This is a genomic window from Pseudonocardia lutea (genome assembly GCF_042658055.1).
Taxonomy (GTDB): Bacteria; Actinomycetota; Actinomycetes; order Mycobacteriales; family Pseudonocardiaceae; genus Pseudonocardia; species Pseudonocardia lutea.
Map to the genome: position 1 here is coordinate 18,677 of NZ_JBHSQK010000044.1, position 21,821 is coordinate 40,497.

The window sequence follows — 21,821 nt, forward strand, 5'->3', positions numbered from 1 at the left end:
TCGACGCCGCGGGTCGCCATGACCGGGTAGCCGAGCTCGCGGAGCCGGTCGACGTCCCGGCGCAGGGTCCGCACGGACACCTCCAGCCGGGACGCCAGCTCCGGCCCCGGCCAGTACCGGTGGGTCTGCAGGAGCGAGAGCAGCCGCAGCGTCCGCGAGCTGGGTGAGGTCACAGGGTCAGTATCCGGCCATTGCGGCCGGATACCGACCGCAATCACTAGGGCTCGACGACCGCCTTGCCCAGCACGCCGCGCTCACCCAGCAGCGCGACGGCCTCGCCCGCCTTCTCCAGCGGGTAGGTCCCGGCGATCGGCGGGTCGACGATCCCGGACTCCAGGTACGGGATCAGCTTCTCCCACTCCGCGCGGGTGTAGCCCTCGCGCGGCGAGGCGTAGGCGCCCCAGCCGACGCCGCGGACGTCGATGTTGTTGAGCAGCAGCCGGTTCACCTTGACCGTGGGGATCTCGCCCGCGGTGAAGCCGATGACCAGCAGCCGGCCGAGCGGGGCGAGCGAGCGCAGCGAGTCGGTGAACCGGTCGCCGCCGACCGGGTCGACGACCATGTCCACGCCGGTGCCGCCGGTCAGCTCCTTGACGGCGTCCTTGAACCCGTCCGCGAGCACCGCCTCGTCCGATCCGACGGACTTCACGAACTCCGCCTTCTCCTCGGTGGAGACGACGGAGATCACCCGGGCGCCCAGGGCCTTCGCGAGCTGGACGGTCGCGGTGCCGATGCCGCCGGCCGCGCCGTGCACCAGCACGGTCTCGCCCTTCTGGAGCTGGCCGCGGGTGATCAGCGCGAAGGTCATCGTCAGGTAGTTCATCGGCAGGCAGGCGCCCGCGGCGAAGCCCACGTTGTCCGGCAGCGGGAACACGCTGAGCACCGGGGCCGTGGCCAGCTCCGCGAACGCGCCGGTCGAGGTGCTCGCGGCGACCCGGTCACCCGGCGAGAACTCCGAGCCCTCCGGCGCCTCGCGGACCACGCCCGCCAGCTCGCCGCCGAGGGTGAAGGGCAGCTCCGGCTTGTACTGGTACTTGTCCTGCGTGAGCAGCAGGTCCGGGAAGTTGACCCCGGCCGCCTTGACCTCGATCAGCACCTCGCCCGGCCCGGCGACCGGGTCCGGCACCTCGCCGATCTCCAGCGCCTGCGGCCCGTCCGTGCGGGTCACCCGTGCTGCGCGCATGCATGTCTCCTGTCGTCGCGTTCGTCGTCGAACATGTCAGGTCGGGGGCGGGGGCGCCAGGTACCGCGGACTGGCCACGGCGACCTGTGCGGTGACCGAGGCGCGCACCGCGGCGACGACGTCGGGGCCGTCGGCGGGCAGCGCGCCGTCGCGGATCCGGGCGGCCAGCTCGCCGTCGTCCGCGCACCCGAGCGCGTGCAGCCGGGCGCGGTGCTCCGCCCGCTGCGCCGGCCCGAGCCGCAGCTCGCGGCGGGCGATGGTGAGGGCGTTGGCGGCCACCTTGGCGAGGTAGGCCGTGCGCGGGTCGGGCGGCGCCAGCTCCTCGCGCAGGAACCCGGTGACGGCCTCCAGCAGCTCGTCGACGGACGGCCGGTCGTGCACGACCGGTTCCTCGACGACCGCCGGCTCGTCGATCGGGTCGGTGACGACCTCGGGCTCGGTGAGGCCGAGCGCCAGCAGGGCGTCGTGCTCGGCCTCGGCGATCCGCCGCCCCAGCACCGCCATCTCCACGGACCGCTCGGTGCCGCCGAGGTGCCGCTCGGCCTGGATCCGGCAGATCACCGCCCAGCGGGCGCAGGCGAACGTCTCCCACCACCGGGCCTCCTCCGGATCGGGGCGGACGCCGGTGACGGACTCGTACCCCGCGAGGAGCTCCTCGCGGGAGCCGAAGCCGCCGACCTCGGGGGCCGCGCCGAACCGCCAGGCCCGCGCGCACACCCAGCCGAGGTCCTCGCGCGGGTCGCCGACGTGCGCGAGCTCCCAGTCGAGCACGGCGCGGACGCCGGTGTCGTCGATCAGCAGGTTGCCGTTGCGGAAGTCGCCGTGCACCAGGGCCGGCGGCACCGGGTCGGGGCGCGTCTCCGCGAGCCGGCGGAACACCAGCTCCATCGCCGGCCGCGGCTCGCCGAACGCGGCGTGGCTCTCCCGCAGCAGGGCGAGCGGATCGGCGTGGTGCTCCAGGCGGGGCGCCTCCGCCGGGTCGATCGCGTGGATGCGGCCGAGGATCTCGCCGAACTGCCGCGCCAGCCGCGGCCGGACGGCGGCCCACCGCTCGGAACGCAGCAGCCGGGGCGGCAGGGTCTCCCCCGCGAGCCGCTCCATCAGCAGGTACGGGCTCCCGACGCCGTCCGTCCCGTCGCCCGCGGCCAGCAGCTCGGGGATCGGCACGCCCGCCCGGGCGGCCGCGCGGAAGCACTCGGCCTCGCGGGCCATGCCCTCGGGATCCGGGGCCTCCGGCGGGTCGCGACGCAGGATCAGGCCGCGCCCGCCGGCGTCGAAGGACCAGGTCTCGCGGCTCGCCCCGGCGGACAGCCGGCGCAGGTCCGTGACCGGGCCGCCCACCACCCGTTCGAGGGCGGCGGCCGGCGAGTCCGGGACGACGGCCGTCATCGCCGGTACCGCACGGTGTCGAGCGCGATCTCCCGGTAGCGGACCACGATCTCCTCGGGGGTGAGCGGGCCGCCGGGCCGGTACCAGGCCGCGGTGCTCGTGCAGGCCGCGCTGACGAACCGCGCGGCGTCGTCGGGGTGCTCCGCCCCGAAGACCCCACGGCGCACCCCGTCCCGCACCACCCGGTCGAAGATCCGCTGCTGGACGTCGCGCTTCGCCACCACCAGCCGCCGGGCCCCGGGTTCGAGGGAACGCAGCTCGCTGTTGCCGAGCAGGCTCTCCCGCTGGGACTCCAGGTGCACCCGCACGTGCGCCCCGACGACCGCGCGCAGCCGCTCGGCCGGGTCCTCGCCGGCGAGGTCGAGCTGCTCCTCGGTGGCGGAGATCAGCACGTCCATGCCGCGGTCGAGCATCGTGGCCAGCAGGCCGTGCTTCGAGGTGAAGTGGTGGTAGAGCACCGCCGGACTGGTCCCGGCGGCCGCGGCGATGTCCCGCACCGAGGTGCCGTGGTAGCCGTGCACCGCCATCACCTCGACGGCGGCGGCGATGAGCGCGGCCGCCGTGGGCTCGTCGCCCGGCAGCACGAGCGTGGTGGGCGGCAGCCCCTCCCCGGGGCTGCCCCGACGCGCTCCGGCGGGCGCGGCCGGCTTCTCGGCGCTGACCATGCCACCACCCTAGCCGCTCTGAACGAGCGTTCAAAGCACGGTTGACGAAGCAGGTGAGTAGTCCTACCGTGCGCTGAACGAGCGTTCGGCGATGGGCCGGACGCCGGCACCGACGGAGGTGCGTGTCCCATGGCCGGTCCCTACGCCGGGCTCAGGGTCTTCGACCTGAGCCATGTGATCGCAGGGCCGTTCTGCACCCGCCTGCTCGCCGACATGGGCGCGGACGTCGTCCGCGTCGAGCAGCCGACCGGCGACCTGATGCGGGCGCTGCCGGTGGCGGTCGGCGACCCGGAGGACCACGTCTCCAGCGCGTACGCGCAGTACAACACCGGCAAGCGGTCGATCGGGCTGAACCTCAAGGACCCGCGCGGGCTCGACCTGGCGCTGCGGCTCGCGGACTGGGCCGACGTCGTCGTCGAGAACTTCGCGCCGGGCGTGCTGGCCCGGCTCGGACTCGGCTGGGAGGTCCTGCACGCCCGCGACGCCACCACGATCCTCTGCTCGCTGTCGACCTTCGGTGCGACCGGCCCGTACTCCCACCTGTCCGGCTTCGGGCTGGTGGCCGAGGCCTACTCGGGCCTGATGTCGCTGACCGGCGAGGAGGGCGGCCCGCCGATGCACTTCGGCACCGCGCTCGCCGACGTCAACTCCGCGGTGCACGCGCTCGCCGGCATCGGCGCCGCCCTGCACCACCGGAGGAACACCGGCGAGGGCACGCACGTCGACATCTCCGCCTTCGACGCGCTGTTCGCGATGATCGACCAGCAGCCGGCGGCGGGCGCCTTCACGGACGGCGAGGCGGTGCGCGGCAAGTACGGGAACCGGCACACCACCAGCGTTCCCTCCGGCGTCGCCACCTGCGCGGACGGCACCCACCTCGCCTACGGCATGAGCGGCGACGTCTTCTTCGCCCGCCTGGCGAAGGCCATGGACGCGCCGGAGCTGCTCGACTCCTACGGCACGGTCGAGGCCCGCGTCGCGGACCCCGGGCCGCTCTACGACCGGATCGAGGCGTGGGCCGCCACCTGGCCGACGGCCGACGCCCTGGTCGAGCACCTCGTGGCGCACGGTCTGTCCGCCGCGCGGGTCCGCGACGTCCGGGAGAACCTCGCCGACCCGCACCTCGTCGCCCGCGGCACGCTCAGCCCCGTGCGCCAGCCCGGCCACGGCGAGGTCCTCCTGCAGACCGCCCCCTACCGCTTCTCGGGCGCCGAGGTGCGCCCGGGACGACCCACCGGACCGATCGCCGCCGACACCGCCGAGGTCCTCACCGACGTGCTCGGCCTCGACGACGCGGCGGTCACGGCCCTCTTCGACGAGGGGGCCGTCCACGGCCCCCGTGAGACAGGGAAAGGAGTCCGATGACCGTCACGCTCGACCGGAACCCCGACGGCACGATCGCGACGCTGAGGTTCGCGAGCGACCACCCGATGAACGTCTTCACGGTCGACACCCTGGAGGCGCTGCGCGAGAAGGTGGCCGAGGTCGCCGCGGACCGCGCCGTGCGCGTCCTGGTGGTCACCGGCAGGGACACCGTCTTCTCCGGCGGCGCCGACCTCGGCTACCTCGGGTCGCTCGACGACGAGGAGTACAGGCACTACATCGCCACCGAGTACGCGCTGTTCGCCGAGGTGGAGGACCTGCCGCTGATCACCGTCGCGGCGCTCGCCGGGCCCTGCGTCGGCAACGCGACCGAGCTCGCGCTGGCCTGCGACTTCCGGATCTGCGCCGCCGACGTCCGGATCGGGCTGCCGGAGATGAAGGTCGGCTTCGTCTCCCCCGCGCAGCGGCTGACCGCGTACGTGGGCATCGGCAAGGCCAAGGAGCTGATCTACGGCGGGCGGCTGGTGCCCGCGGCGGAGGCGCTCGAGCTGGGCCTGGTCACCACGGTGACGGACGACCTGGCGACCGAGGTCGAGAAGGCGGCGCGGCGCTACGCCGGGTACTCCGCCTACGCCCTGCCGCTCACCAAGCTGGGCATCCACCGCTGCTACGGCCTCGCCGGCGACGGGCCCAGCCGGGCCTACGACGCCGAGGAGCAGGCCGCGGCGTTCGCGACCTTCCGCGGGCCGGACTACGCCGAGGGCGCGGCGGCGGCGCTCGAGGGCCGCCGGCCGCGGTTCACCGCGCAGCGACCCGCGTCCACCGACGAGATCCTGAAGGGCACCCGATGATCGTCGACTTCCTGGCGGGCGCCGTGCCCGACGAGGACGCGTTCACCCTCTCCGAGGCCGTGACGCACGGCCGGCTGCGCGGCTACGCCGAGCACTTCGGCGGCACCCTCAAGCCCGCCCGCACGCACGCCGAGGTCACCGCGCGGTGGGCCGCCGCGCGGGAGGCCGCGCGCGAGCGGGTCCCGTCCGAGGAGGACTTCCTCCGGATGCTCGACGACGGCGGCATCGGGCTCGCCGGCGTCTACACCGAGTCCTTCGGCTCCCGGCTGGGCGTGCCCACGGCGGACAACGGCGTGGTCGCGGACTTCGTGAAGCGGCACTCCGACAAGGTCGTCGGCTTCGGCGGGGTGGACCCGTGGGAGCTCGACGCGGCCCGGACCGTCGACGAGGCGGTCGACCTCGGGCTCTCCGGGGTGGTGCTGTCCCCGTTCAAGCAGCAGCTCCTGCCGGACGACCCGCGGATGGCCCGCGTCTACGGCCGGTGCGAGGCGCTCGGCGTGCCGGTCCTGCTGCACACCGGGATCAACTGGTCCCTCGACGCCGCCTACGACGTGGGGCACCCGCGCTACGTCGACGCCGTCGCGACCGCGTTCCCCGACCTCAAGGTGGTCGCGCTGCACGCGGCGTGGCCGTGGGTCGAGGACATGATGATGGTGACCTGGCGGCACGAGAACGTCTACGTCGACCTCTCGGCCCACCGCCCGCGCACCTTCACCCGGCCGAACTCGGGCTGGGAGCCGCTCCTGCAGTTCGGCAACCGCCAGCTCGCCGACAAGGTCCTCTTCGCCTCCACGTGGACCCTGCTCGGCGTCCCGCCGGCCGACCTCGTCGCCGAGGTCCGGGGGCTCCCGCTGAAGGACGACGTCATGGACAAGTGGCTGGGCGGCAACGCGCTGCGGCTGCTGGGGAGGGCCTGACGTTGCTCGTCTCCGACATCATCCGGAACAACGCCCGCGCCCGCGGCGGGTCCGTGGCCCTCGTCGTCGACGGCCGCGAGGTCACCTACGCCGCCCTGCAGGAGCTCGTCGAGGAGACCGCCGGGGCGCTCACCGCCCGTGGCATCGGCTACGGCGACCGGGTCGCCGTGCTGGCGAAGAACAGCCTGGAGTACGTCCAGCTCTACTTCGCGACCGCCTCGATCGGCGCGATCCTGGTGCCGCTCAACTTCTGGCACCGCGGCGCCGAGCACGCCTACACGATCGGCGACTCCGAGCCGGCGCTCTGGTTCGTCGAGGCGCAGTACGACGAGGTGTCCCAGGAGGCCCGCGCCGCGCACCCGGACCTGCCGGTGCTGCGCATCCCGGGCCCCGAGGGCGACCGCGCCGACTGGGAGGCCTTCAGCGCCGCCGCGGTCGACGTGCCGCCCGTGACGGTCGACGAGCGCGACCCGCACATGATCCTCTACACCTCGGGGACCACCGGGAAGCCCAAGGGCGCCATGCTCTCCCACCGCCGGACCGTCGACGACGGGCTGGCGATGGCCGCGACGCTGCGGGCGCACGACCGCGACGTCTTCATGAACTACTTCCCGCCCTTCCACGTGGGCAACTGGGACCACATGAAGCCCTTCCTGCTCATGGGGGCGACCGTGATCCTGCTGCGCGAGTTCGATCCGGACGTGGTGCTCGACCTGCTGCCGCGGCACCGGGTCTCGGTGATCCTCGGCGTGCCGACGATGCTGCACGCGCTGATCACGCACCCGTCCTTCCCGGACACCGACACCTCGTCCGTGCGGCTGTTGTACTACGGCGCCTACGACCCGAGCGGGATCATGGACCGCACCGCCGACGCGTTCGGCGCCCGCGAGGGGAAGGTGCGGTTCGCGCACACCTACGGGCTGACCGAGGCCGGCCCGTTCGTGACCTGGTGCCCGCCGGAGGACGTGTTCGAGCGGTGGGGGTCGATCGGGCGCGCGATGCCCGGCGTCGACGTCGCCCTCCTCGACGACGACGGCAACGAGGTCCCGCCGGGCGAGCCCGGCGAGATCTGCGTCCGGGGCCCGCGGATGAGCGGGTACTGGCGCAACGAGGAGGCGTCGAAGGCGGCGCTGGCCGGCGACCGGCTGCACACCGGGGACATCGCCGTCGCCGACGCCGACGGGTTCCTCACCATCGTCGACCGCAAGAAGGACATGATCCGCTCCGGCGGCCAGAACGTCTGGTCGAAGGAGGTCGAGGACTGCCTGGGCAGGCACCCGGGCGTCGCCGACGCGGCCGTGATCGGGCTGCCCGACCCGGTCTACGAGGAGCAGGTCGTGGCGATCGTGGTGCCGACCGGCGAACCGTCGGAGGCCCTCGCCGAGGAGCTCACGGCGTTCGTGAAGGCGAACCTGGCCGGCTACAACACCCCCAAGCAGGTCCACTTCGTCGACGAGTTCCCCCGCACGGCCGTCGGCAAGATCCAGAAGCACGTCCTCCGGGAGCGGTTCCGGCGCTGACCCGCCCCGCTCGATCACCTACGAGGAAGTAGGAGAGGCACCCGTGTCCGATTCCGTCGAGACCGATCCCACCGAGCCGGCCGCCCCGGCTCCCGACGCGCCACCGGGCGCGGCCGCCGTCGTGGCCACCCCGGCGTTCACCGAGCTCGTCCGCAGCCGCAACCGCTTCGCGATCCCCGCCGCGGCCCTCGGCTTCGGCGCCTACCTGCTCGTGATCGTGCTGTCCGGCTTCACCCCCGTGCTCAACGGCAAGGCCGCCGGTCAGCTGAGCTGGACCTTCGTCCTCACCGCGCTGATCTTCCCGCTCGTCTGGCTGCTCTGCGGGCTCTACACCCGCCGGGCCGCGCGGTGGGACGAGCTGGCCGACCGGGCGGTGTCCGAGTCGGGGATCGAGACCCGGACGACCGCCCCGACCGCCGAGAAGGGACTGCACCGATGAGCGCCGACCCGATCACGATCGGGATCTTCGTCGCGGTCATCGCGCTGACCCTGGTCATCACGGCCTGGGCGGGCAAGCGCAACCGCGACGCGGGATCCCACTACGTCGCGGGCGGGCAGATCACCGGCTGGCAGAACGGCCTCGCGATCTGCGGCGACCTGCTCTCCGCCTCCACCTTCCTCGGCGTGGCGGGCATCCTCGCGCTGCAGGGCGTCTACGGCTTCTACCTGGTCGCGGGCGGGCTCGTCGCGTTCCTGCTGGTGCTGCTGCTGGTGGCCGAACCGCTGCGGAACCTCGGTCGCTACACGATCGCCGACGTGCTCTCGAGCCGCTTCCGCTCGAAGGGCGTGCGTGCGGTGATGGCGGTCAACACCCTCGTCGTCACGGTCTTCTACATGATCGCCCAGCTGGTCGGCGCGGGCGTGCTCATCAGCCTGCTGATCGACGTGCCGTACTGGGTCGCGGTGATCGTCGTGGGGGTGCTGATGGCGGTCTACATCACCGTCGGCGGGATGCTGGCCACGACCTGGATCCAGATCGTCAAGGCCGTCATGCTGCTCGCGGCGCTGGCCGTGCTGGTGGTGCTGGTGCTCGCCCGCTTCGGGTGGAACCCGATGGCGCTGTTCCAGGCGGTCTCCGAGGCCTCGCCGACCGACCTGTTCGCCCGCGCCACCGGCGTCGTCCCCGGGCTGGACCTGCTGTCCGTCGCGATCGCGCAGGTGCTCGGCACCGCGGCGCTACCGCACATCCTCATCCGGTTCTTCACCGTGCCCGACGCCAAGGTCGCCCGGAAGTCGATGAGCGTCGCGCTGTGGATCCTCGGGCTGGCGTTCCTCGCGATGCCGTTCATCGGCTACGGCGCGGCGGCGATCGTCGGTCAGGCCCAGGTCGCGGCGGCGAACAAGGCCGGCAACCTGGCCGCGCCGCAGCTGGCCGAGATGCTCGGCGGCCCGGTCCTCTTCGCCCTGATCTCGGCGGTGGCGTTCGCGACGATCCTCGCGGTCGTCGCCGGCCTGGTGATCGCGGGGTCGGGTGCGGTCGCGCACGACATCTACAGCTCGCTGATCCGGAAGGGGAAGGCCTCGGACGCCGAGCAGGTCAAGGCCGGCCGGATCGCCGCCGTCGCGATCGCGGCCGTGTCGATCGTGCTGGCCCTCGGCGCGCAGAACACCAACATCGCGCTCCTGGCGTTGATGGCGGTCGTGGTCGCGGCCAGCGCCAACGTGCCGGTGCTCGTGCTGCTGCTGTTCTGGCGGCGGCTCAACACGACCGGTGTGATCGTCGGCGTGGTGGCCGGCCTGGTCAGCTCGGTCGTCCTGGTGCTGGTCGGGCCGGGCGTGATGGGCACGGCGGCGCTCTACCCGCTGTCCTATCCCACCCTCGTGTCGGTGCCGATCGGCTTCCTGGGCTGCTGGCTGGGCACGGTGCTCAGCCGGCCGCGCCGCGAGCAGGAGGTCGCCTACGACGAGATGCACGTGCAGGCGATGACCGGCCGCGCAGTCGTCTGACCCGGGCTCACGGGGCCGTCCGGAACTATCCCGGGCGGCCCCGAATTGCGGACAGGATCTGGCCGGAGTGGTCCGTAGCGTGGTTCTCGTCAGCAGGAGACGACGAGAGGCGGACGGCATGACCACCACCGAGACCCCGACCCTGACCGGCGAGAAGGCCGAGCTGCTCGGGGCGCTGGCCAAGCACCGGTTCCTGTTCCGCCACACCGTCCGGGGCCTGACTGACGAGCAGGCCGCGGCCACCCCGACCGCGAGCGAGCTGTGCCTCGGCGGGCTGATCAAGCACGTGGCCCACGGCGAGCGCGGCTGGCTGCGGTTCGTGGTGGAGGGCACCGCGGCGATGGCGATGCACGAGAACTCCTACGCCGAGCACGCGGCGAGCTTCCGGATGCTGCCGGGCGAGACCCTCGAGGGGCTCCTCGCCGAGTACGAGGCGATCGCCGCCGAGACGGAGCGGATCGTCGCGGAGCTGCCCTCGCTCGACGTCGCGCACCCGCTGCCGGAGGCGCCGTGGTTCGAGCCGGGCGAGGGCTGGTCGGCGCGGCGGGTGCTGGTGCACGTCATCGCCGAGACCGCCCAGCACGCCGGGCACGCGGACATCCTGCGCGAGACGATCGACGGCCAGAAGTCGATGGGCTGACCGCGTCCGCGGCCGCCGGGCCGGGCGGGGGGGCGGTCCGGCGGCGCGCGGAATGTCGGTGGGCGCTGGTCTAATGCGGACCGTGCTGCTCCACGACGTGGTCCGGACCTCGGCCGCGGTCGGCGCCACCCGCTCCCGCAAGGAGAAGACGGTCGCGCTCGCCGCGTTGCTGACCCTCGCCGGGCCGGCGGAGGTCGCGCCGGCCACGGCCTGGCTCGCGGGCGAGCCCCGGCAGGGGCGGATCGGCACCGGCTGGCGCACCCTCTCGGCCCTGGCCCGTGCCCCGGCTGCGGAGCCCGCGCTCACCGTCGCGCAGGTCGACGAGCTGCTCACCGAGCTGGCCGGGACCTCCGGGGCGGGCTCGACCCGGCGACGTCGCGAGCTGCTGGAATCGCTCTTCGGCGCCGCGACCGAGGCGGAGCAGGCCTTCCTCGTCCGGCTGCTCACCGGCGAGCTGCGGCAGGGGGCGCTGGAGGGCGTGATGCTCGACGCGATCGCCGCGGCCGCCGAGGTCCCCGCGCCGGTCGTGCGGCGGGCGTTCATGCTGTCCGGCCGGCTCCCGGAGACCGCCGCGCTGGCCCTGTCCGAGGGCGCCGCGGGGCTGGAGGCGGTGCGGCTGGAGGTCGGGCGGCCGGTGCGGCCCATGCTCGCCAGCCCCGGGTCCTCGCTCGACGCCGCGCTCGAGTCCCTCGGCGCGGAGGTCACCGTCGAGTACAAGCTCGACGGCGCGCGCATCCAGGTGCACCGCTGCGGCCACGAGGTCCGGGTGTGGACCCGGACCCTGCGCGAGGTCACCGAGGGGGTGCCGGAGCTGGTCGCCCGGGTCCGGGAGCTGCCGTGCACCTCGGCGGTGCTCGACGGCGAGACCCTCGCGCTCGACGACGACGGCCGCCCCCGCAAGTTCCAGGACACCATGTCCCGGTTCGGTTCGGAGGGATCGGAGGAGGTCCTCCTCAGCCCGTTCTTCTTCGACCTGCTCCACCTCGACGGGCGTGACCTGCTCGACGAGCCGCTCGGCACCCGGCTCGACGCGCTCTCCGGCCTGCTCGCCGACCCGGCGCAGGAGCCGCTGCGGATGCCGGGGATCCGCAGGCCGACGCCGGAGCAGGCCGCGGACGTGCTCGACGGCGCGCTGTCGGCCGGGCACGAGGGCGTCGTCGTCAAGGCGCTCGACGCCCCGTACGCGGCCGGGCGGCGCGGGAAGAGCTGGCAGAAGGTCAAGCCGGTGCACACGCTCGACCTCGTGGTGCTCGGCGCGGAGTGGGGGTACGGCCGGCGCACCGGCACGCTCTCGAACATCCACCTCGGCGCCCGCGACCCGGACGGCGGCCCGCCGATCATGGTCGGCAAGACCTTCAAGGGCATGACGGACGAGCTGCTCGCCTGGCAGACCACGGAGTTCCCGGGCCACGCGGTGCACGACGACGGGCACGTGGTCGAGATGCGGCCCGAGCTCGTCGTCGAGATCGCCCTCGACGGCGCCCAGCGCAGCATCCGCTACCCCGGCGGCGTCGCCCTCCGCTTCGCCCGGGTCCTCTGCTACCGCCCCGACAAGAGCCCCGCCGAGGCGGACACGATCGAGGCGGTCCGCGCGCTGCTGTAGGTCCTGCGCGTCGGCACCCCCGGGAGACTCGAGTCGCACGGTTCGGGACTGCCGAGATGTGTGGTTCGGTGTCCCGAGAGTGCCGACTCGCGGGGATGGGTCACTCTCCCGCCTGCTCCGGCGGCGCGCGGCGCGTCTGCCCGCTATCCTTGGCTCTCCGTGCGCTTCCTCGACGGGCACCGGCCCACCTCGGACCTCACCTACGACGACGTCTTCCTCGTCCCCGGGCGGTCCTCCGTCGCCTCCCGCTTCGACGTCGACCTGACCACCGCGGACGGCACGGGCGCCACGGTGCCGGTCGTCGCGGCCAACATGACCGCGGTCGCGGGCCGCCGGATGGCCGAGACGCTGGCCCGGCGCGGGGCCCTGACCGTCCTGCCGCAGGACGTCGCGCCCGAGGCGGTCGGCGAGATCGTCGCGTGGATCAAGTCGCGGCACCCCGTGTGGGACACCCCGCTCGTGCTGCGCACCGGCGACGCGGTGGCCGACGCGCTGAACCTGCTCCCGAAGCGGGCGCACGGCACCGTCGTCGTGGTCGACGACGGCGGGCGGCCGGTCGGCACCGTCGACGAGGCCGCGTGCACGGGGGTCGACCGCTTCACCCGGCTCGCCGACGTCCTCGACGGCTCGCCCGTCATGCTCCCGCTCGGCACGCCGCCCCGGGAGATCTTCGACGCGCTCGGCGGCCGCGGCGTCGCGCTCGGCCTCGACGACGACGGCCGCCTCGCCGGTCTGCTCACCGCGCTCGGCGCGATCCGGGCCGGGATCTACACACCCGCCCTCGACCGCCACGGCCGGCTGCGCACCGCGGCGGCGATCGGCATCAACGGCGACGTGCCCACCAAGGCCAAGGCGCTGCTCGAGGCCGGGGTGGACGTCCTCGTCGTCGACACCGCGCACGGGCACCAGGACAAGATGATCGACGCGTTGAAGGCGGTCCGGGCCGTGGTCCGCGACTCCGGGCTGTCGGTCCCGATCGCCGCGGGCAACGTCGTCACCGCCGAGGGCGTGCACGACCTGGCCGAGGCCGGCGCGGACGTGATCAAGGTCGGGGTCGGGCCGGGTGCCATGTGCACCACGCGGATGATGACCGGCGTCGGGCGCCCGCAGTTCTCCTCGGTGCTCGAGTGCGCCGCGGCCGGTCGCGAGCACGGCGTGGCGATCTGGGCGGACGGCGGGGTGCGCTTCCCGCGGGACGTCGCGCTGGCCCTCGCCGCCGGCGCCGCGTCCGTGATGATCGGCTCCTGGCTCGCCGGCACCTACGAGTCCCCCGGTGACCTGCAGCGCGACGAGAACGGACGCCCGTACAAGGAGTCCTTCGGCATGGCGTCGAAGCGCGCGGTGAGCGCGCGGACCCGCGGCGACGGCGACTTCGACCGGGCGCGCAAGGGCCTGTTCGAGGAGGGCATCTCCAGCTCGCGGCAGCTGCTCGACCCGGCCCGCCCCGGCGTCGAGGACGTGCTCGACGGCATCTGCTCCGGCGTCCGCTCGGCCTGCACCTACGCCGGCGCCCGCTCCCTCGCCGAGCTCCACGAACGCGCCGTCGTCGGCATCCAGACGTCCGCCGGCTTCACGGAGGGCACCCCCCACGGCCTGTGACGAGTACCGGTCGCACCCGGGCCGACGTGCCCTAGGCGTGCCCCTGCCCGGGCCCTAGCGTCTGCCGTGCGGCCCCGCGCTGGTGTGGTCGGCCGGGTGAGGGGGACGCGGTGCGCGCACGCCGGCTCGGGCGATCGTCGCCCGTCCTCCTGGCCCTCGCCGCGGTGCTCGCGCTGATCGCCGCCTGCACCGCCGGCGGCGGTGGGTCCGCGCCGGCACCGCCGTCGTCCGGCCCGCCGTCGACGTCGGCACCCGCCCTCTCGGCACTGCCGCCCGGGGCGGTGCCCGGTGCCGACTGGCGGATCACGGACCCCGGGCCCGAGCACGCCGTCGAGGGCTTCGCGGACCGCACCTCCGTCCGTCCCGGCGAACCCGTGCACCTGTTCGTCTCGACCACGGCCGCGCACTTCACGGTCACCGCCTTCCGGATGGGCGACTATCCGCCCACCGGCGCGGCGCGGGTCTGGGTCTCGCCGCCCCAGCCCGGACGGCGACAGGCCGACCCTGTGGTGCAGGCGCCGCGGAACACGGTGGTGGCGCCCTGGAGTCCCTCGCTCACCCTCGACACCGCGGGCTGGCCGCCGGGCGACTACCTCCTCCGGCTCGACGCGGAGGGCGGCGCCCGGCAGTTCGTCCCGCTGACCCTCGCCACGCCGGACAACACGGGCCGCCTCGTCGTGGTCAACGCGGTGACCACCTGGCAGGCCTACAACCGGTGGGGCGGCTACAGCCTGTACGCCGCCCGCAGCGGTCGGTTCGCCGACCGCTCCCGCGCCGTCTCCTTCGACCGGCCCTACCAGGCGAAGGACATGCAGGGCGCCGGCGACTTCCTGATCTTCGAGCTGCCGTTCGTCGAGTTCGCCGAGCACTCCGGGCTCCCGCTCGGCTACGCCACGGACGTCGACCTGCACGCCGATCCGCATCTCCTGGACGGCGCCCGCGCCGTGATCACCCTCGGCCACGACGAGTACTGGTCCACGGCGATGCGGGCGGCGGCGACCGCCGCCCGCGACCGGGGCGTGAACCTCGCCTTCCTCGGCGGCAACGAGATCTACCGGCACATCCGGTTCGAGGACACGGCCCTGGGCCCGGACCGGACGGAGGTCGACTACAAGTCCTTCACCGAGGACCCGGCGAGCCGCACCGATCCGCTCGAGGCGACGCAGCAGTGGCGCGACCCGCCGGACCCGCGCCCGGAGAGCGTGCTGCTCGGCAACTTCTACCAGTGCAACCCCGCCCAGGCCGACCTCGTCGTCGCGGACGACCGGAACTGGCTGCTCTCCGGGCTGGTGCGGAACGGGGACCGGCTCCCCGGTCTCGTCGGCGACGAGTACGAGCGCGTCGACCTGCGGGTGCCCACGCCCCGGCCGATCGAGGTGCTGTTCCACTCACCGCTGACCTGCCGCGGCCGGCCGGACTTCGCCGACGCGACCTGGTACTCCGTACCCAGCGGTGCCGGGGTGTTCTCGGCCGGTACCCAGTACTGGATCTGCGGTCTCGACCCGGGCTGCCGCGGCGGGCGGAGCGCCCCGGTGGTCGCGGCGATCACGACGCGGCTGCTCACCGCGTTCGCCGGGGGCCCGGCCGGCGCCGTGCACCCGGCCGAGGACAACCTGGGCGCGCTCGGCATCGACCACCCGTGACCGCGGCGCCGCCGACACGCGGACGGCGCCGCACCCGGAGGGTGCGGCGCCGTCGGTGTCACGCGGTGCCGGTCAGTTGCCGGGGCCCTCCAGCATCTCGGTCACGAGAGCGGCGATGGGGCTGCGCTCGGAGCGGGTGAGGGTGACGTGGGCGAAGAGGGGATGGCCCTTGAGCTTCTCGATCACCGCGGCGATGCCGTCGTGCCGGCCGACCCGCAGGTTGTCGCGCTGGGCGACGTCGTGGGTCAGGACCACCCGCGAGGCGGTGCCGAGCCGGGAGAGCACGGTGAGGAGCACGTTGCGCTCCAGCGACTGCGCCTCGTCGACGATCACGAAGGTGTCGTGCAGCGACCGCCCACGGATGTGGGTGAGCGGCAGGACCTCCAGCATCCCCCGGGCGATCACCTCGTCGAGCACGTTCTGGCTGACCAGCGCGCCGAGGGTGTCGAAGACGGCCTGGGCCCAGGGGCCCATCTTCTCCGCCTCGCTGCCGGGCAGGTACCCGAGCTCCTGTCCGCCGACGGCGTAGAGCGGGCGGAACACCACGATCTTGCGGTGCTGCTGGCGCTCCATGACGGCCTCGAGGCCGGCGAGCAGCGCCAGTGCCGACTTGCCGGTGCCGGCGCGGCCGCCGAGGGAGACGATGCCGACCTCCGGGTCGAGCAGGAGGTCGAGCGCGACGCGCTGCTCCGCGGAGCGCCCGTGCAGCCCGAAGGCCTCGCGGTCGCCGCGGACCAGCTTGACCCGCTTGTCGGCCGTGACCCGGCCCAACGCCGACGAGGTGCCGCCGAGCAACCGGATGCCGGTGTGGCAGGGCAGCTCGGCCGCCTCGGGGTGGTCCAGCAGGCCCTCGCGGAAGAGCGTGTCGACCTCCTCCGGGGCGACCTCGATGTCCGCCATCCCGGTCCAGCCGGAGGGGACGACGTCCTGCCCGTGGTACTCGTCGGCGGGAAGCCCGACGGCCGCGGCCTTGACCCGCAGCGGCATGTCCTTGGTGACCAGCACGACCCGCCGCCCGGCCCCGTACTCGGCCTGGAGGTTGAGCGCGCAGGCGAGGATCCGGCTGTCGTTGCTGTCCGTGCGGAAGCCGCTCGGCAGCACCGACTGGTCGCTGTGGTTCAGCTCGACGTGGAGCGTGCCGCCGGCGTCCCCGATCGGGACGGGCGCGTCGAGCCGGCCGTGCTTGATCCGCATGTCGTCGAGCTGCCGCAAGGCCGCCCGTGCGAACCACCCGAGTTCCGGGTGGTGCCGCTTGCCCTCGAGTTCGGAGATGACCACGAGCGGGAGGACGACCTGGTGCTCGTCGAACCGGGTCAGCGACCACGGGTCGGAGAGGAGGACCGAGGTGTCGAGCACGTAGCAGCGGGGCGTGACGTCCGCGGGGACGTCGGAGCCGCTCTCCTGAACCGGGGCCGTACGACGTTCGGTCACGGGTGCTCCCTCGCGGGCGCGGCACCACGCCCACAGTTCCGGTGGGCCGGCCGACCCCGGTGCGGTCGCGACAGCCGCGTCAGCGACGCCGCCGGCACGCCCGCAAGGGCCGGGTGCCGGCCCTCTCGGGTGCTTTGCAACACCACGTCCAGGGCCTCCCCGAGCGGTGCGATCGGAACGCACCGCCACCGCTGACGCTACTAGCGGTCACCCTGATGCGGTCAAGGGTGAGATCGTGTCGCAGCCGTGACCGAACCCGAGAATTAACAGAACGGCCGACCACTCATCGCATGATCGACACCGTCCGTCGTGGTCGCTCCCCGGTCGGCCGCCCGCCGTCCGGACCAGCGGCCGGCCGTCGGCGAGATCAACACGGCGGGCGTGACGGGCTCGTCCAGGGCCCGGCGGAACCGCGCCTCGTCGCCCGCCCACCAGGTCCGCAGCAGGGGATAGCCGACGACGTAGGTGGCCGTGTACGCACGCCAGTGCGGGTCGGTGAGGAAGCGCAGGACCCGGTCCGCGCGGGCTCCGTCGAGCAGCAGCCAGCGCCGCAGGTGGTCACGGGCCGCCGCCTCGCCCGCCCGGTCGACGAGGAGCGCCGCGTCGAGCCGGACCTGCTGCAGCGGCAGCATCGCCTCGTCCAGCGCCTCGGCCAGCTCACCGTCCGTGACCACGCCCACCTCGGCCAGCACCTCGGCCGCCCAGGCGCCCCATCCGGGCCCGACGACGGCGTCGAGCCCGAGGTCCGCCACCCCCTCGACGACGAGCGCGCGGGGGCTGCGGGTCAGGCTCAGCGACCGCTCGGGGTCGGTGCGGGCCGCGGCCGCCCGCCGGAGGTGCTCGACGTGGTGGCCCGGGTAGGTCTCGTGCGCGACGAGGCGGACGAGCTGCCCCGCGCGCTGCGGGGCGTCCGCGCTGAACCGGGCGAGCGAGCGGCTCCCCCCGAGGTGGCGGGTGAACCCGCTCCACGGCCGGCCCTCCACGAGCTCGACCTCGACCTCCTCACCCGGTGGCAACCCGAGCACCGCGGCGGTGCGTGCGCGCAGCGCGGCGACGAGCGCGCGGATCGCGGCCGGCCGCCGGTCGGCGGGCAGCTCGTCCCGTCCCCGGTGTGCGGCGAGCCGGTCGGCGAGCGAGCCGGGTCCGCGCAGCAGGGCGTCGACGGCCCGGTGCGCCTCCCGGTACCGGTCCGGGTCGCCGGGCCCGACGTCGACGCCGTAGGTCTCGCGGATCTCCGCCCGCAGGGGCACCCGCTCCCCCGCGGCGGTCCGGGCGGTCCGCTCGAGGGCCAGCAGCTCGCCGTCGAGGAAGGTCTTCCGCACCGGCGGCAGGCCCAGGTACGGGACCGCCCGCCGCAGCCGCTCGGCCTCGGAGGCCAGGTCGGACGGCACCGGGGCACGCCCCGAGCGGACGTGCCGGCGGAGTGCGGGGTCGCCGTCGAAGGCCTCCACGGTCCCGGGCGCGAGGCGGTCCAGCCGCAGCGCCAGCAGCGCCACGTCGCGTGCCAGCCCGCTCGCCTTCACGGCACCCTCCGCATCAGCGGGACGCTACCCGCCGCACGGCCGCCCGGCGCCCCGTCCACGATCGTGACGCCCTCCTTCCCGAACGAGTGGGCCGGCTACCGAACGTCCGCGGAATCGCGCGGGAAGCGCCTCCACGGCGGCGCCGAATTCCACCGATCCAGGGAATAACCAAACGCACGGTTCGCGCATCACACGATGGTGGAACGGGATTTGTTGTCCACGTACGACGGCGGATAGCTTTCGACGCAGTCGGCGCGGGCTCCCCGGTCGGACGCTGACTCGAAAGGTGCCGGCTCGCCGGTTCCGCAGACTTACAGGAGAGAAACTGTGCTGAAGAAGGCTGGAATCGTCGCGACCGGCGTCGCCGCCTCCCTCGTCGCGGTCAGCCCGCTCGCCTTCGCCGGTGACAAGGGCCACGACCACGACAAGGGCGACAAGGGCCACCACGGCTCCTCGGTCACCGGCATCGACAAGTCGGGCAAGGGCCTGCTGAACGTGTCGGGCAACAACGTGAACGTCCCGATCCAGGTGTGCAACAACGACGTCCCGGTGAACGCCGGCGTCGGCGCCATCCAGGGCAACGCCAAGGACATCACCGGCGCGCTGACCGGCGCCCTGGGCCTGCTCGGCAACGCCAAGGCCGACAGCCACGTCCACACGGACTCCGACCGTGCCTGCGGCATCGCGTCCGCCGCCGGCGACTCGGTGGACTGACCTCACCAGCTTCGTCCCACAGGACGCCGGCCCGGTTCCCGGGCCGGCGTCCTGGCTTTTGCGGGCCACTCGGGAACGACATTCCGGAATCATCCGATCGAGGGAGTAACTCCACGGAGAAACGCGATCCGACACGATCGTGGTAAGCAATTCGCATATCGCGAAGGCGCCGGATAGCGTCGCTCCCAGTCGGTGTGGGCTCCCCGTCGGACACCGACTCGACAGTTCGGGCCCCGACCCGTACACACACAGGAGAGAACATGCTGAAGAAGGTCGCCCTGGTCGCCGCCGCCTCGGCCGCGTCCGTCGTCGCCGTCAGCCCGCTCGCGTTCGCGAGCGACTCGCACGAGACCGGCATCGACAAGTCGGGCAAGGGCCTGATCAACGTCTCCGGCAACAACGCCAACGTGCCGATCCAGGCCTGCAACAACGACGTTCCCGTGAACGCCGGGCTGCTGGTCGGCCAGGCCAACCTCAAGGACATCACCGGCGTCGCCACCGGCGCGCTGGGCATCCTGGGCAAGGCCGAGGCCAACAGCTCGGTGCACACCGACTCCGACCGCACCTGCGGCATCGAGTCCGCCGCCGGCGACTCGGTCGACTGACCTCACCGGCTCCACGACCGGACGCCGGCCCGCCTTTCGCGGGTCGGCGTCCCGTCTTTTCCGAGCCTTTTCGCAGTGGTGAGCCAGAACTCAACCGATCGAGTGAGTAACCTTGTCCCGAATCGTGATCCAACACGATCGTGGTACGGATTTCGCCATTCCCGGATTGCTCCGATAGCGTGATCCGCAGTCGGTGCGGGCTCCCCGGTCGGACACCGACTCGACAGTCCGGGCCTTCCCCGGGCCCGTACACACACAGGAGAAGAAGAATGCTGAAGAAGGTCGCCCTGGTCGCCGCCGCCTCGGCCGCGTCCGTCGTCGCCGTCAGCCCGCTCGCGTTCGCCCACGAGTCGCACGAGACCGGCATCGACAAGTCCGGCAAGGGTCTGATCAACGTCTCCGGCAACAACGCCAACGTGCCGGTCCAGGCCTGCAACAACGACGTTCCGGTGAACGCCGGCGTGCTGGCCGGCCAGGCCAACGTCAAGGACATCGTCGGCTCCGCCACCGGCGCGCTCGGCCTGTTCGGCAACGCCAAGGCGAACAGCTCGGTGCACACCGACACCGACCGCACCTGCGGCATCGAGTCGGCCGCCGGCGACTCGGTCGACGACTGAGATTCGTTTCCCGACGCAGAACGGCGTCGGCCCTTCGGGGCCGGCGCCGTTCCGCGTTCTCGGGGTGGGCGCGGGTCAGCCGCCGAATCGACGGTGCCGGGCCGCGTAGTCGCGCAACGCCCGGAGGAAGTCGACCCGACGGAACTCGGGCCAGTAGGCCTCGCAGAAATGGAACTCGGAGTGCGCGCTCTGCCAGAGCAGAAAACCGGAGAGCCGCTGCTCCCCCGAGGTGCGGATCACGAGGTCGGGATCGGGCTGGCCGGAGGTGTAGAGGTGCGCGGCGATGTGGTCGACGTCGAGCACCTCGGCCAGCTCCTCGATCGAGGACCCGGACTCGGCGTACTGCAGCAGCAGCTTGCGCACGGCGTCGGCGATCTCCTGCCGGCCCCCGTACCCGACCGCGACGTTGAGCTGCAGGCCCGGGCGGTCCGTCGTGCGGGCGGCGGCCGCGGTGAGCCGCTGCGCGATCCACTCGGGGAGGAGCTCCAGCGCCCCGACGACGCGCAGCCGCCACGGGGCGGACGGGCCGCTGAGCTCGTCGACGACGTCGGCGATGATCTCCAGCAGCGGCTCGAGCTCGTCGGCCGGGCGGGACAGGTTGTCCGTGGACAGCAGGAACAGGGTCACGACCTCGACCCCGGCGTCGGCGCACCAGCCGAGCAGGTCGGAGATCTTCGCCGCGCCGACCCGGTGGCCGTCGTTGACGTCCTCGAGCCCGGCGTCGCGGGCCCATCGCCGGTTGCCGTCGAGGATCAGCGCGACATGGCGGGGACGCTCCGCGCCGACCAGATGCCGGGCGAGCCTCGCCTCGTAGGTCGAATAGAGGAGGTCACGGACACCCACGGGGCGGAGCCTACGCCGCGGGCGCGGACCACCTGTGCGCGAAGGCCCGGGTCCGGAGCCTCTTCACCGACGGGCCACCGGCCGGCAACCCGGCCGCGCAGGGAGATCGCGTACCCTCGGGCGGGTGACCGCCGGGACCGTCCAGCCGCCGTCGGACCTTCCCTTCGTCAAGCCGCGGATGCGTGGCTGGCTCCACTTCTGGTCGTTCGTGGCCTCGGTGGCGGCGTGCGCCACCCTGATCGCCGTCTCCGCGTCGCTGGTCGGCGCCGCCGCCGCGCTGGCGACCTCGGTCTACAGCGTGACGATCCTCGGCCTGTTCGGGGTGAGCGCGCTGTACCACCGCCGGACCTGGAGCACGCCGCGCAGCCGCCTCGTCATGCGGCGGCTCGACCATTCGATGATCTTCGTGTTCATCGCGGGCACGTACACGCCCGTCGCGATGCTGGCGATGGACCCCGGCACCGCCCGGATCGTGCTGGGCGTGGTGTGGGGTGGCGCGCTGGCGGGCGTCATCCTGAAGACGTGCTGGCCGCACGCGCCCAAGTGGCTCGCCGTGCCGATCTACCTCGCGCTCGGCTGGGTCGCGGTGTTCGTGCTGCCGGACCTGCTGCACAACGCCGGCGTGGCCGCCCTGGTCCTGCTGCTGGTCGGCGGCGCGCTCTACACCGCCGGAGCGATCTTCTACGCGGTGCACTGGCCCAACCCGTGGCCGAAGACCTTCGGCTACCACGAGTTCTTCCACGCGGCCACGGTGCTGGCCGCGATCTGCCACCAGATCGCGATCTGGTTCGCGCTCTTCGGCTCGTGA

Annotated in this window: 20 protein-coding genes and 1 pseudogene; 14 read left to right on the forward strand and 7 right to left on the reverse strand. The window is 73.4% G+C overall.

The features are described 5' to 3' along the window. The 4 genes and pseudogenes from ACFQH9_RS17615 to ACFQH9_RS17630 form a co-directional block, all read right to left on the reverse strand. Positions 1–173, reverse strand: a pseudogene (locus ACFQH9_RS17615) (helix-turn-helix domain-containing protein); the annotation flags it as partial. Between the two features lie 44 nt (positions 174–217). Further along, entirely contained in the window at positions 218–1,183 is a 966-nt protein-coding gene (locus tag ACFQH9_RS17620) for an NADPH:quinone oxidoreductase family protein (protein ID WP_379567232.1), read from the reverse strand. A 36-nt stretch (positions 1,184–1,219) separates the two neighbouring features. Beyond that, entirely contained in the window at positions 1,220–2,572 is a 1,353-nt protein-coding gene (locus tag ACFQH9_RS17625; RefSeq protein ID WP_379567233.1) for a phosphotransferase family protein, read from the reverse strand. Next, the gene (locus tag ACFQH9_RS17630) at positions 2,569–3,237 is read right to left on the reverse strand and encodes a TetR/AcrR family transcriptional regulator (protein ID WP_379567234.1); all 669 of its coding nucleotides are present in this window, start codon (positions 3,235–3,237) and stop codon (positions 2,569–2,571) included. The genes ACFQH9_RS17625 and ACFQH9_RS17630 overlap by 4 nt, the downstream gene beginning before the upstream one ends. 129 nt (positions 3,238–3,366) lie before the next feature. Between ACFQH9_RS17630 and ACFQH9_RS17635 the strand changes: the two genes are divergently transcribed. From ACFQH9_RS17635 to ACFQH9_RS17680, 10 genes are all read left to right on the forward strand, one after another. Beyond that, the gene (locus tag ACFQH9_RS17635) at positions 3,367–4,602 is read left to right on the forward strand and encodes a CaiB/BaiF CoA transferase family protein (RefSeq protein WP_379567235.1); all 1,236 of its coding nucleotides are present in this window, start codon (positions 3,367–3,369) and stop codon (positions 4,600–4,602) included. Beyond that, complete coding sequence (locus ACFQH9_RS17640) at positions 4,599–5,411, forward strand: enoyl-CoA hydratase/isomerase family protein (RefSeq protein WP_379567236.1); 813 nt, start codon at positions 4,599–4,601, stop codon at positions 5,409–5,411. Before ACFQH9_RS17635 ends, ACFQH9_RS17640 begins: the two co-directional genes overlap by 4 nt. Further along, entirely contained in the window at positions 5,408–6,328 is a 921-nt protein-coding gene (locus tag ACFQH9_RS17645; protein ID WP_379567237.1) for an amidohydrolase family protein, read from the forward strand. The genes ACFQH9_RS17640 and ACFQH9_RS17645 overlap by 4 nt, the downstream gene beginning before the upstream one ends. 2 nt (positions 6,329–6,330) lie before the next feature. Then, on the forward strand, positions 6,331–7,848 hold the full coding sequence (locus ACFQH9_RS17650; protein WP_379567238.1) for a class I adenylate-forming enzyme family protein: 1,518 nt from the start codon (positions 6,331–6,333) through the stop codon (positions 7,846–7,848). A 43-nt stretch (positions 7,849–7,891) separates the two neighbouring features. Continuing rightward, on the forward strand, positions 7,892–8,287 hold the full coding sequence (locus tag ACFQH9_RS17655) for a DUF485 domain-containing protein (protein ID WP_379567239.1): 396 nt from the start codon (positions 7,892–7,894) through the stop codon (positions 8,285–8,287). Continuing rightward, the gene (locus ACFQH9_RS17660) at positions 8,284–9,795 is read left to right on the forward strand and encodes a solute symporter family protein (protein WP_379567240.1); all 1,512 of its coding nucleotides are present in this window, start codon (positions 8,284–8,286) and stop codon (positions 9,793–9,795) included. The genes ACFQH9_RS17655 and ACFQH9_RS17660 overlap by 4 nt, the downstream gene beginning before the upstream one ends. Positions 9,796–9,913: 118 nt before the next feature. After that, entirely contained in the window at positions 9,914–10,435 is a 522-nt protein-coding gene (locus tag ACFQH9_RS17665) for a DinB family protein (RefSeq protein WP_379567241.1), read from the forward strand. A gap of 73 nt (positions 10,436–10,508) precedes the next feature. Beyond that, positions 10,509–12,038 (forward strand): ATP-dependent DNA ligase, encoded by a 1,530-nt coding sequence (locus ACFQH9_RS17670; RefSeq protein ID WP_379567387.1) that lies wholly within the window; start codon positions 10,509–10,511, stop codon positions 12,036–12,038. Between the two features lie 159 nt (positions 12,039–12,197). Then, positions 12,198–13,637, forward strand: a complete 1,440-nt coding sequence (locus ACFQH9_RS17675) for a GuaB1 family IMP dehydrogenase-related protein (protein ID WP_379567242.1) — start codon at positions 12,198–12,200, stop codon at positions 13,635–13,637. Between the two features lie 110 nt (positions 13,638–13,747). Then, positions 13,748–15,280 carry a N,N-dimethylformamidase beta subunit family domain-containing protein gene (locus tag ACFQH9_RS17680; protein ID WP_379567243.1) on the forward strand — a complete coding sequence of 511 codons (1,533 nt, stop codon included), beginning with the start codon at positions 13,748–13,750 and terminating at the stop codon, positions 15,278–15,280. Between the two features lie 72 nt (positions 15,281–15,352). Here the strand turns inward: ACFQH9_RS17680 and ACFQH9_RS17685 are convergent, their stop codons facing one another. Both ACFQH9_RS17685 and ACFQH9_RS17690 read right to left on the reverse strand, forming a co-directional pair. Continuing rightward, a complete protein-coding gene (locus tag ACFQH9_RS17685; RefSeq protein ID WP_379567388.1) occupies positions 15,353–16,636 on the reverse strand; it encodes a PhoH family protein in 1,284 nt (427 codons plus the stop codon). 338 nt (positions 16,637–16,974) lie between these two features. Next, complete coding sequence (locus tag ACFQH9_RS17690; RefSeq protein WP_379567244.1) at positions 16,975–18,234, reverse strand: DUF885 domain-containing protein; 1,260 nt, start codon at positions 18,232–18,234, stop codon at positions 16,975–16,977. 327 nt (positions 18,235–18,561) lie between these two features. On the opposite strand from ACFQH9_RS17690, the gene ACFQH9_RS17695 reads away from it, so the two are divergent. From ACFQH9_RS17695 to ACFQH9_RS17705, 3 genes are all read left to right on the forward strand, one after another. Then, positions 18,562–18,948, forward strand: coding sequence for a hypothetical protein (locus tag ACFQH9_RS17695; protein ID WP_379567245.1), 387 nt, complete (start codon positions 18,562–18,564; stop codon positions 18,946–18,948). Positions 18,949–19,208: 260 nt separating this feature from the next. Continuing rightward, entirely contained in the window at positions 19,209–19,553 is a 345-nt protein-coding gene (locus ACFQH9_RS17700; protein ID WP_379567246.1) for a hypothetical protein, read from the forward strand. Between the two features lie 269 nt (positions 19,554–19,822). Next, positions 19,823–20,170 (forward strand): hypothetical protein, encoded by a 348-nt coding sequence (locus ACFQH9_RS17705; protein ID WP_379567247.1) that lies wholly within the window; start codon positions 19,823–19,825, stop codon positions 20,168–20,170. A gap of 75 nt (positions 20,171–20,245) precedes the next feature. Here the strand turns inward: ACFQH9_RS17705 and ACFQH9_RS17710 are convergent, their stop codons facing one another. Beyond that, on the reverse strand, positions 20,246–21,013 hold the full coding sequence (locus ACFQH9_RS17710) for an isoprenyl transferase (RefSeq protein ID WP_379567248.1): 768 nt from the start codon (positions 21,011–21,013) through the stop codon (positions 20,246–20,248). A gap of 178 nt (positions 21,014–21,191) precedes the next feature. Here ACFQH9_RS17710 and trhA point away from each other — a divergent pair, with 178 nt between their 5' ends. Next, a complete protein-coding gene (trhA, locus tag ACFQH9_RS17715) occupies positions 21,192–21,821 on the forward strand; it encodes a PAQR family membrane homeostasis protein TrhA (RefSeq protein ID WP_379567389.1) in 630 nt (209 codons plus the stop codon).

Bases quoted from the DNA above. Each gene is read 5' to 3' on its own strand.
- ACFQH9_RS17620 (WP_379567232.1), bottom strand. From the start codon at position 1,183: ATGCGCGCAGCACGGGTGACCCGCACGGACGGGCCGCAGGCGCTGGAG.
- ACFQH9_RS17625 (WP_379567233.1), bottom strand. From the start codon at position 2,572: ATGACGGCCGTCGTCCCGGACTCGCCGGCCGCCGCCCTCGAACGGGTG.
- ACFQH9_RS17630 (WP_379567234.1), bottom strand. From the start codon at position 3,237: ATGGTCAGCGCCGAGAAGCCGGCCGCGCCCGCCGGAGCGCGTCGGGGC.
- ACFQH9_RS17635 (WP_379567235.1), top strand. From the start codon at position 3,367: ATGGCCGGTCCCTACGCCGGGCTCAGGGTCTTCGACCTGAGCCATGTG.
- ACFQH9_RS17640 (WP_379567236.1), top strand. From the start codon at position 4,599: ATGACCGTCACGCTCGACCGGAACCCCGACGGCACGATCGCGACGCTG.
- ACFQH9_RS17645 (WP_379567237.1), top strand. From the start codon at position 5,408: ATGATCGTCGACTTCCTGGCGGGCGCCGTGCCCGACGAGGACGCGTTC.
- ACFQH9_RS17660 (WP_379567240.1), top strand. From the start codon at position 8,284: ATGAGCGCCGACCCGATCACGATCGGGATCTTCGTCGCGGTCATCGCG.
- ACFQH9_RS17665 (WP_379567241.1), top strand. From the start codon at position 9,914: ATGACCACCACCGAGACCCCGACCCTGACCGGCGAGAAGGCCGAGCTG.
- ACFQH9_RS17670 (WP_379567387.1), top strand. From the start codon at position 10,509: ATGCGGACCGTGCTGCTCCACGACGTGGTCCGGACCTCGGCCGCGGTC.
- ACFQH9_RS17700 (WP_379567246.1), top strand. From the start codon at position 19,209: ATGCTGAAGAAGGTCGCCCTGGTCGCCGCCGCCTCGGCCGCGTCCGTC.
- ACFQH9_RS17705 (WP_379567247.1), top strand. From the start codon at position 19,823: ATGCTGAAGAAGGTCGCCCTGGTCGCCGCCGCCTCGGCCGCGTCCGTC.
- trhA (WP_379567389.1), top strand. From the start codon at position 21,192: ATGCGTGGCTGGCTCCACTTCTGGTCGTTCGTGGCCTCGGTGGCGGCG.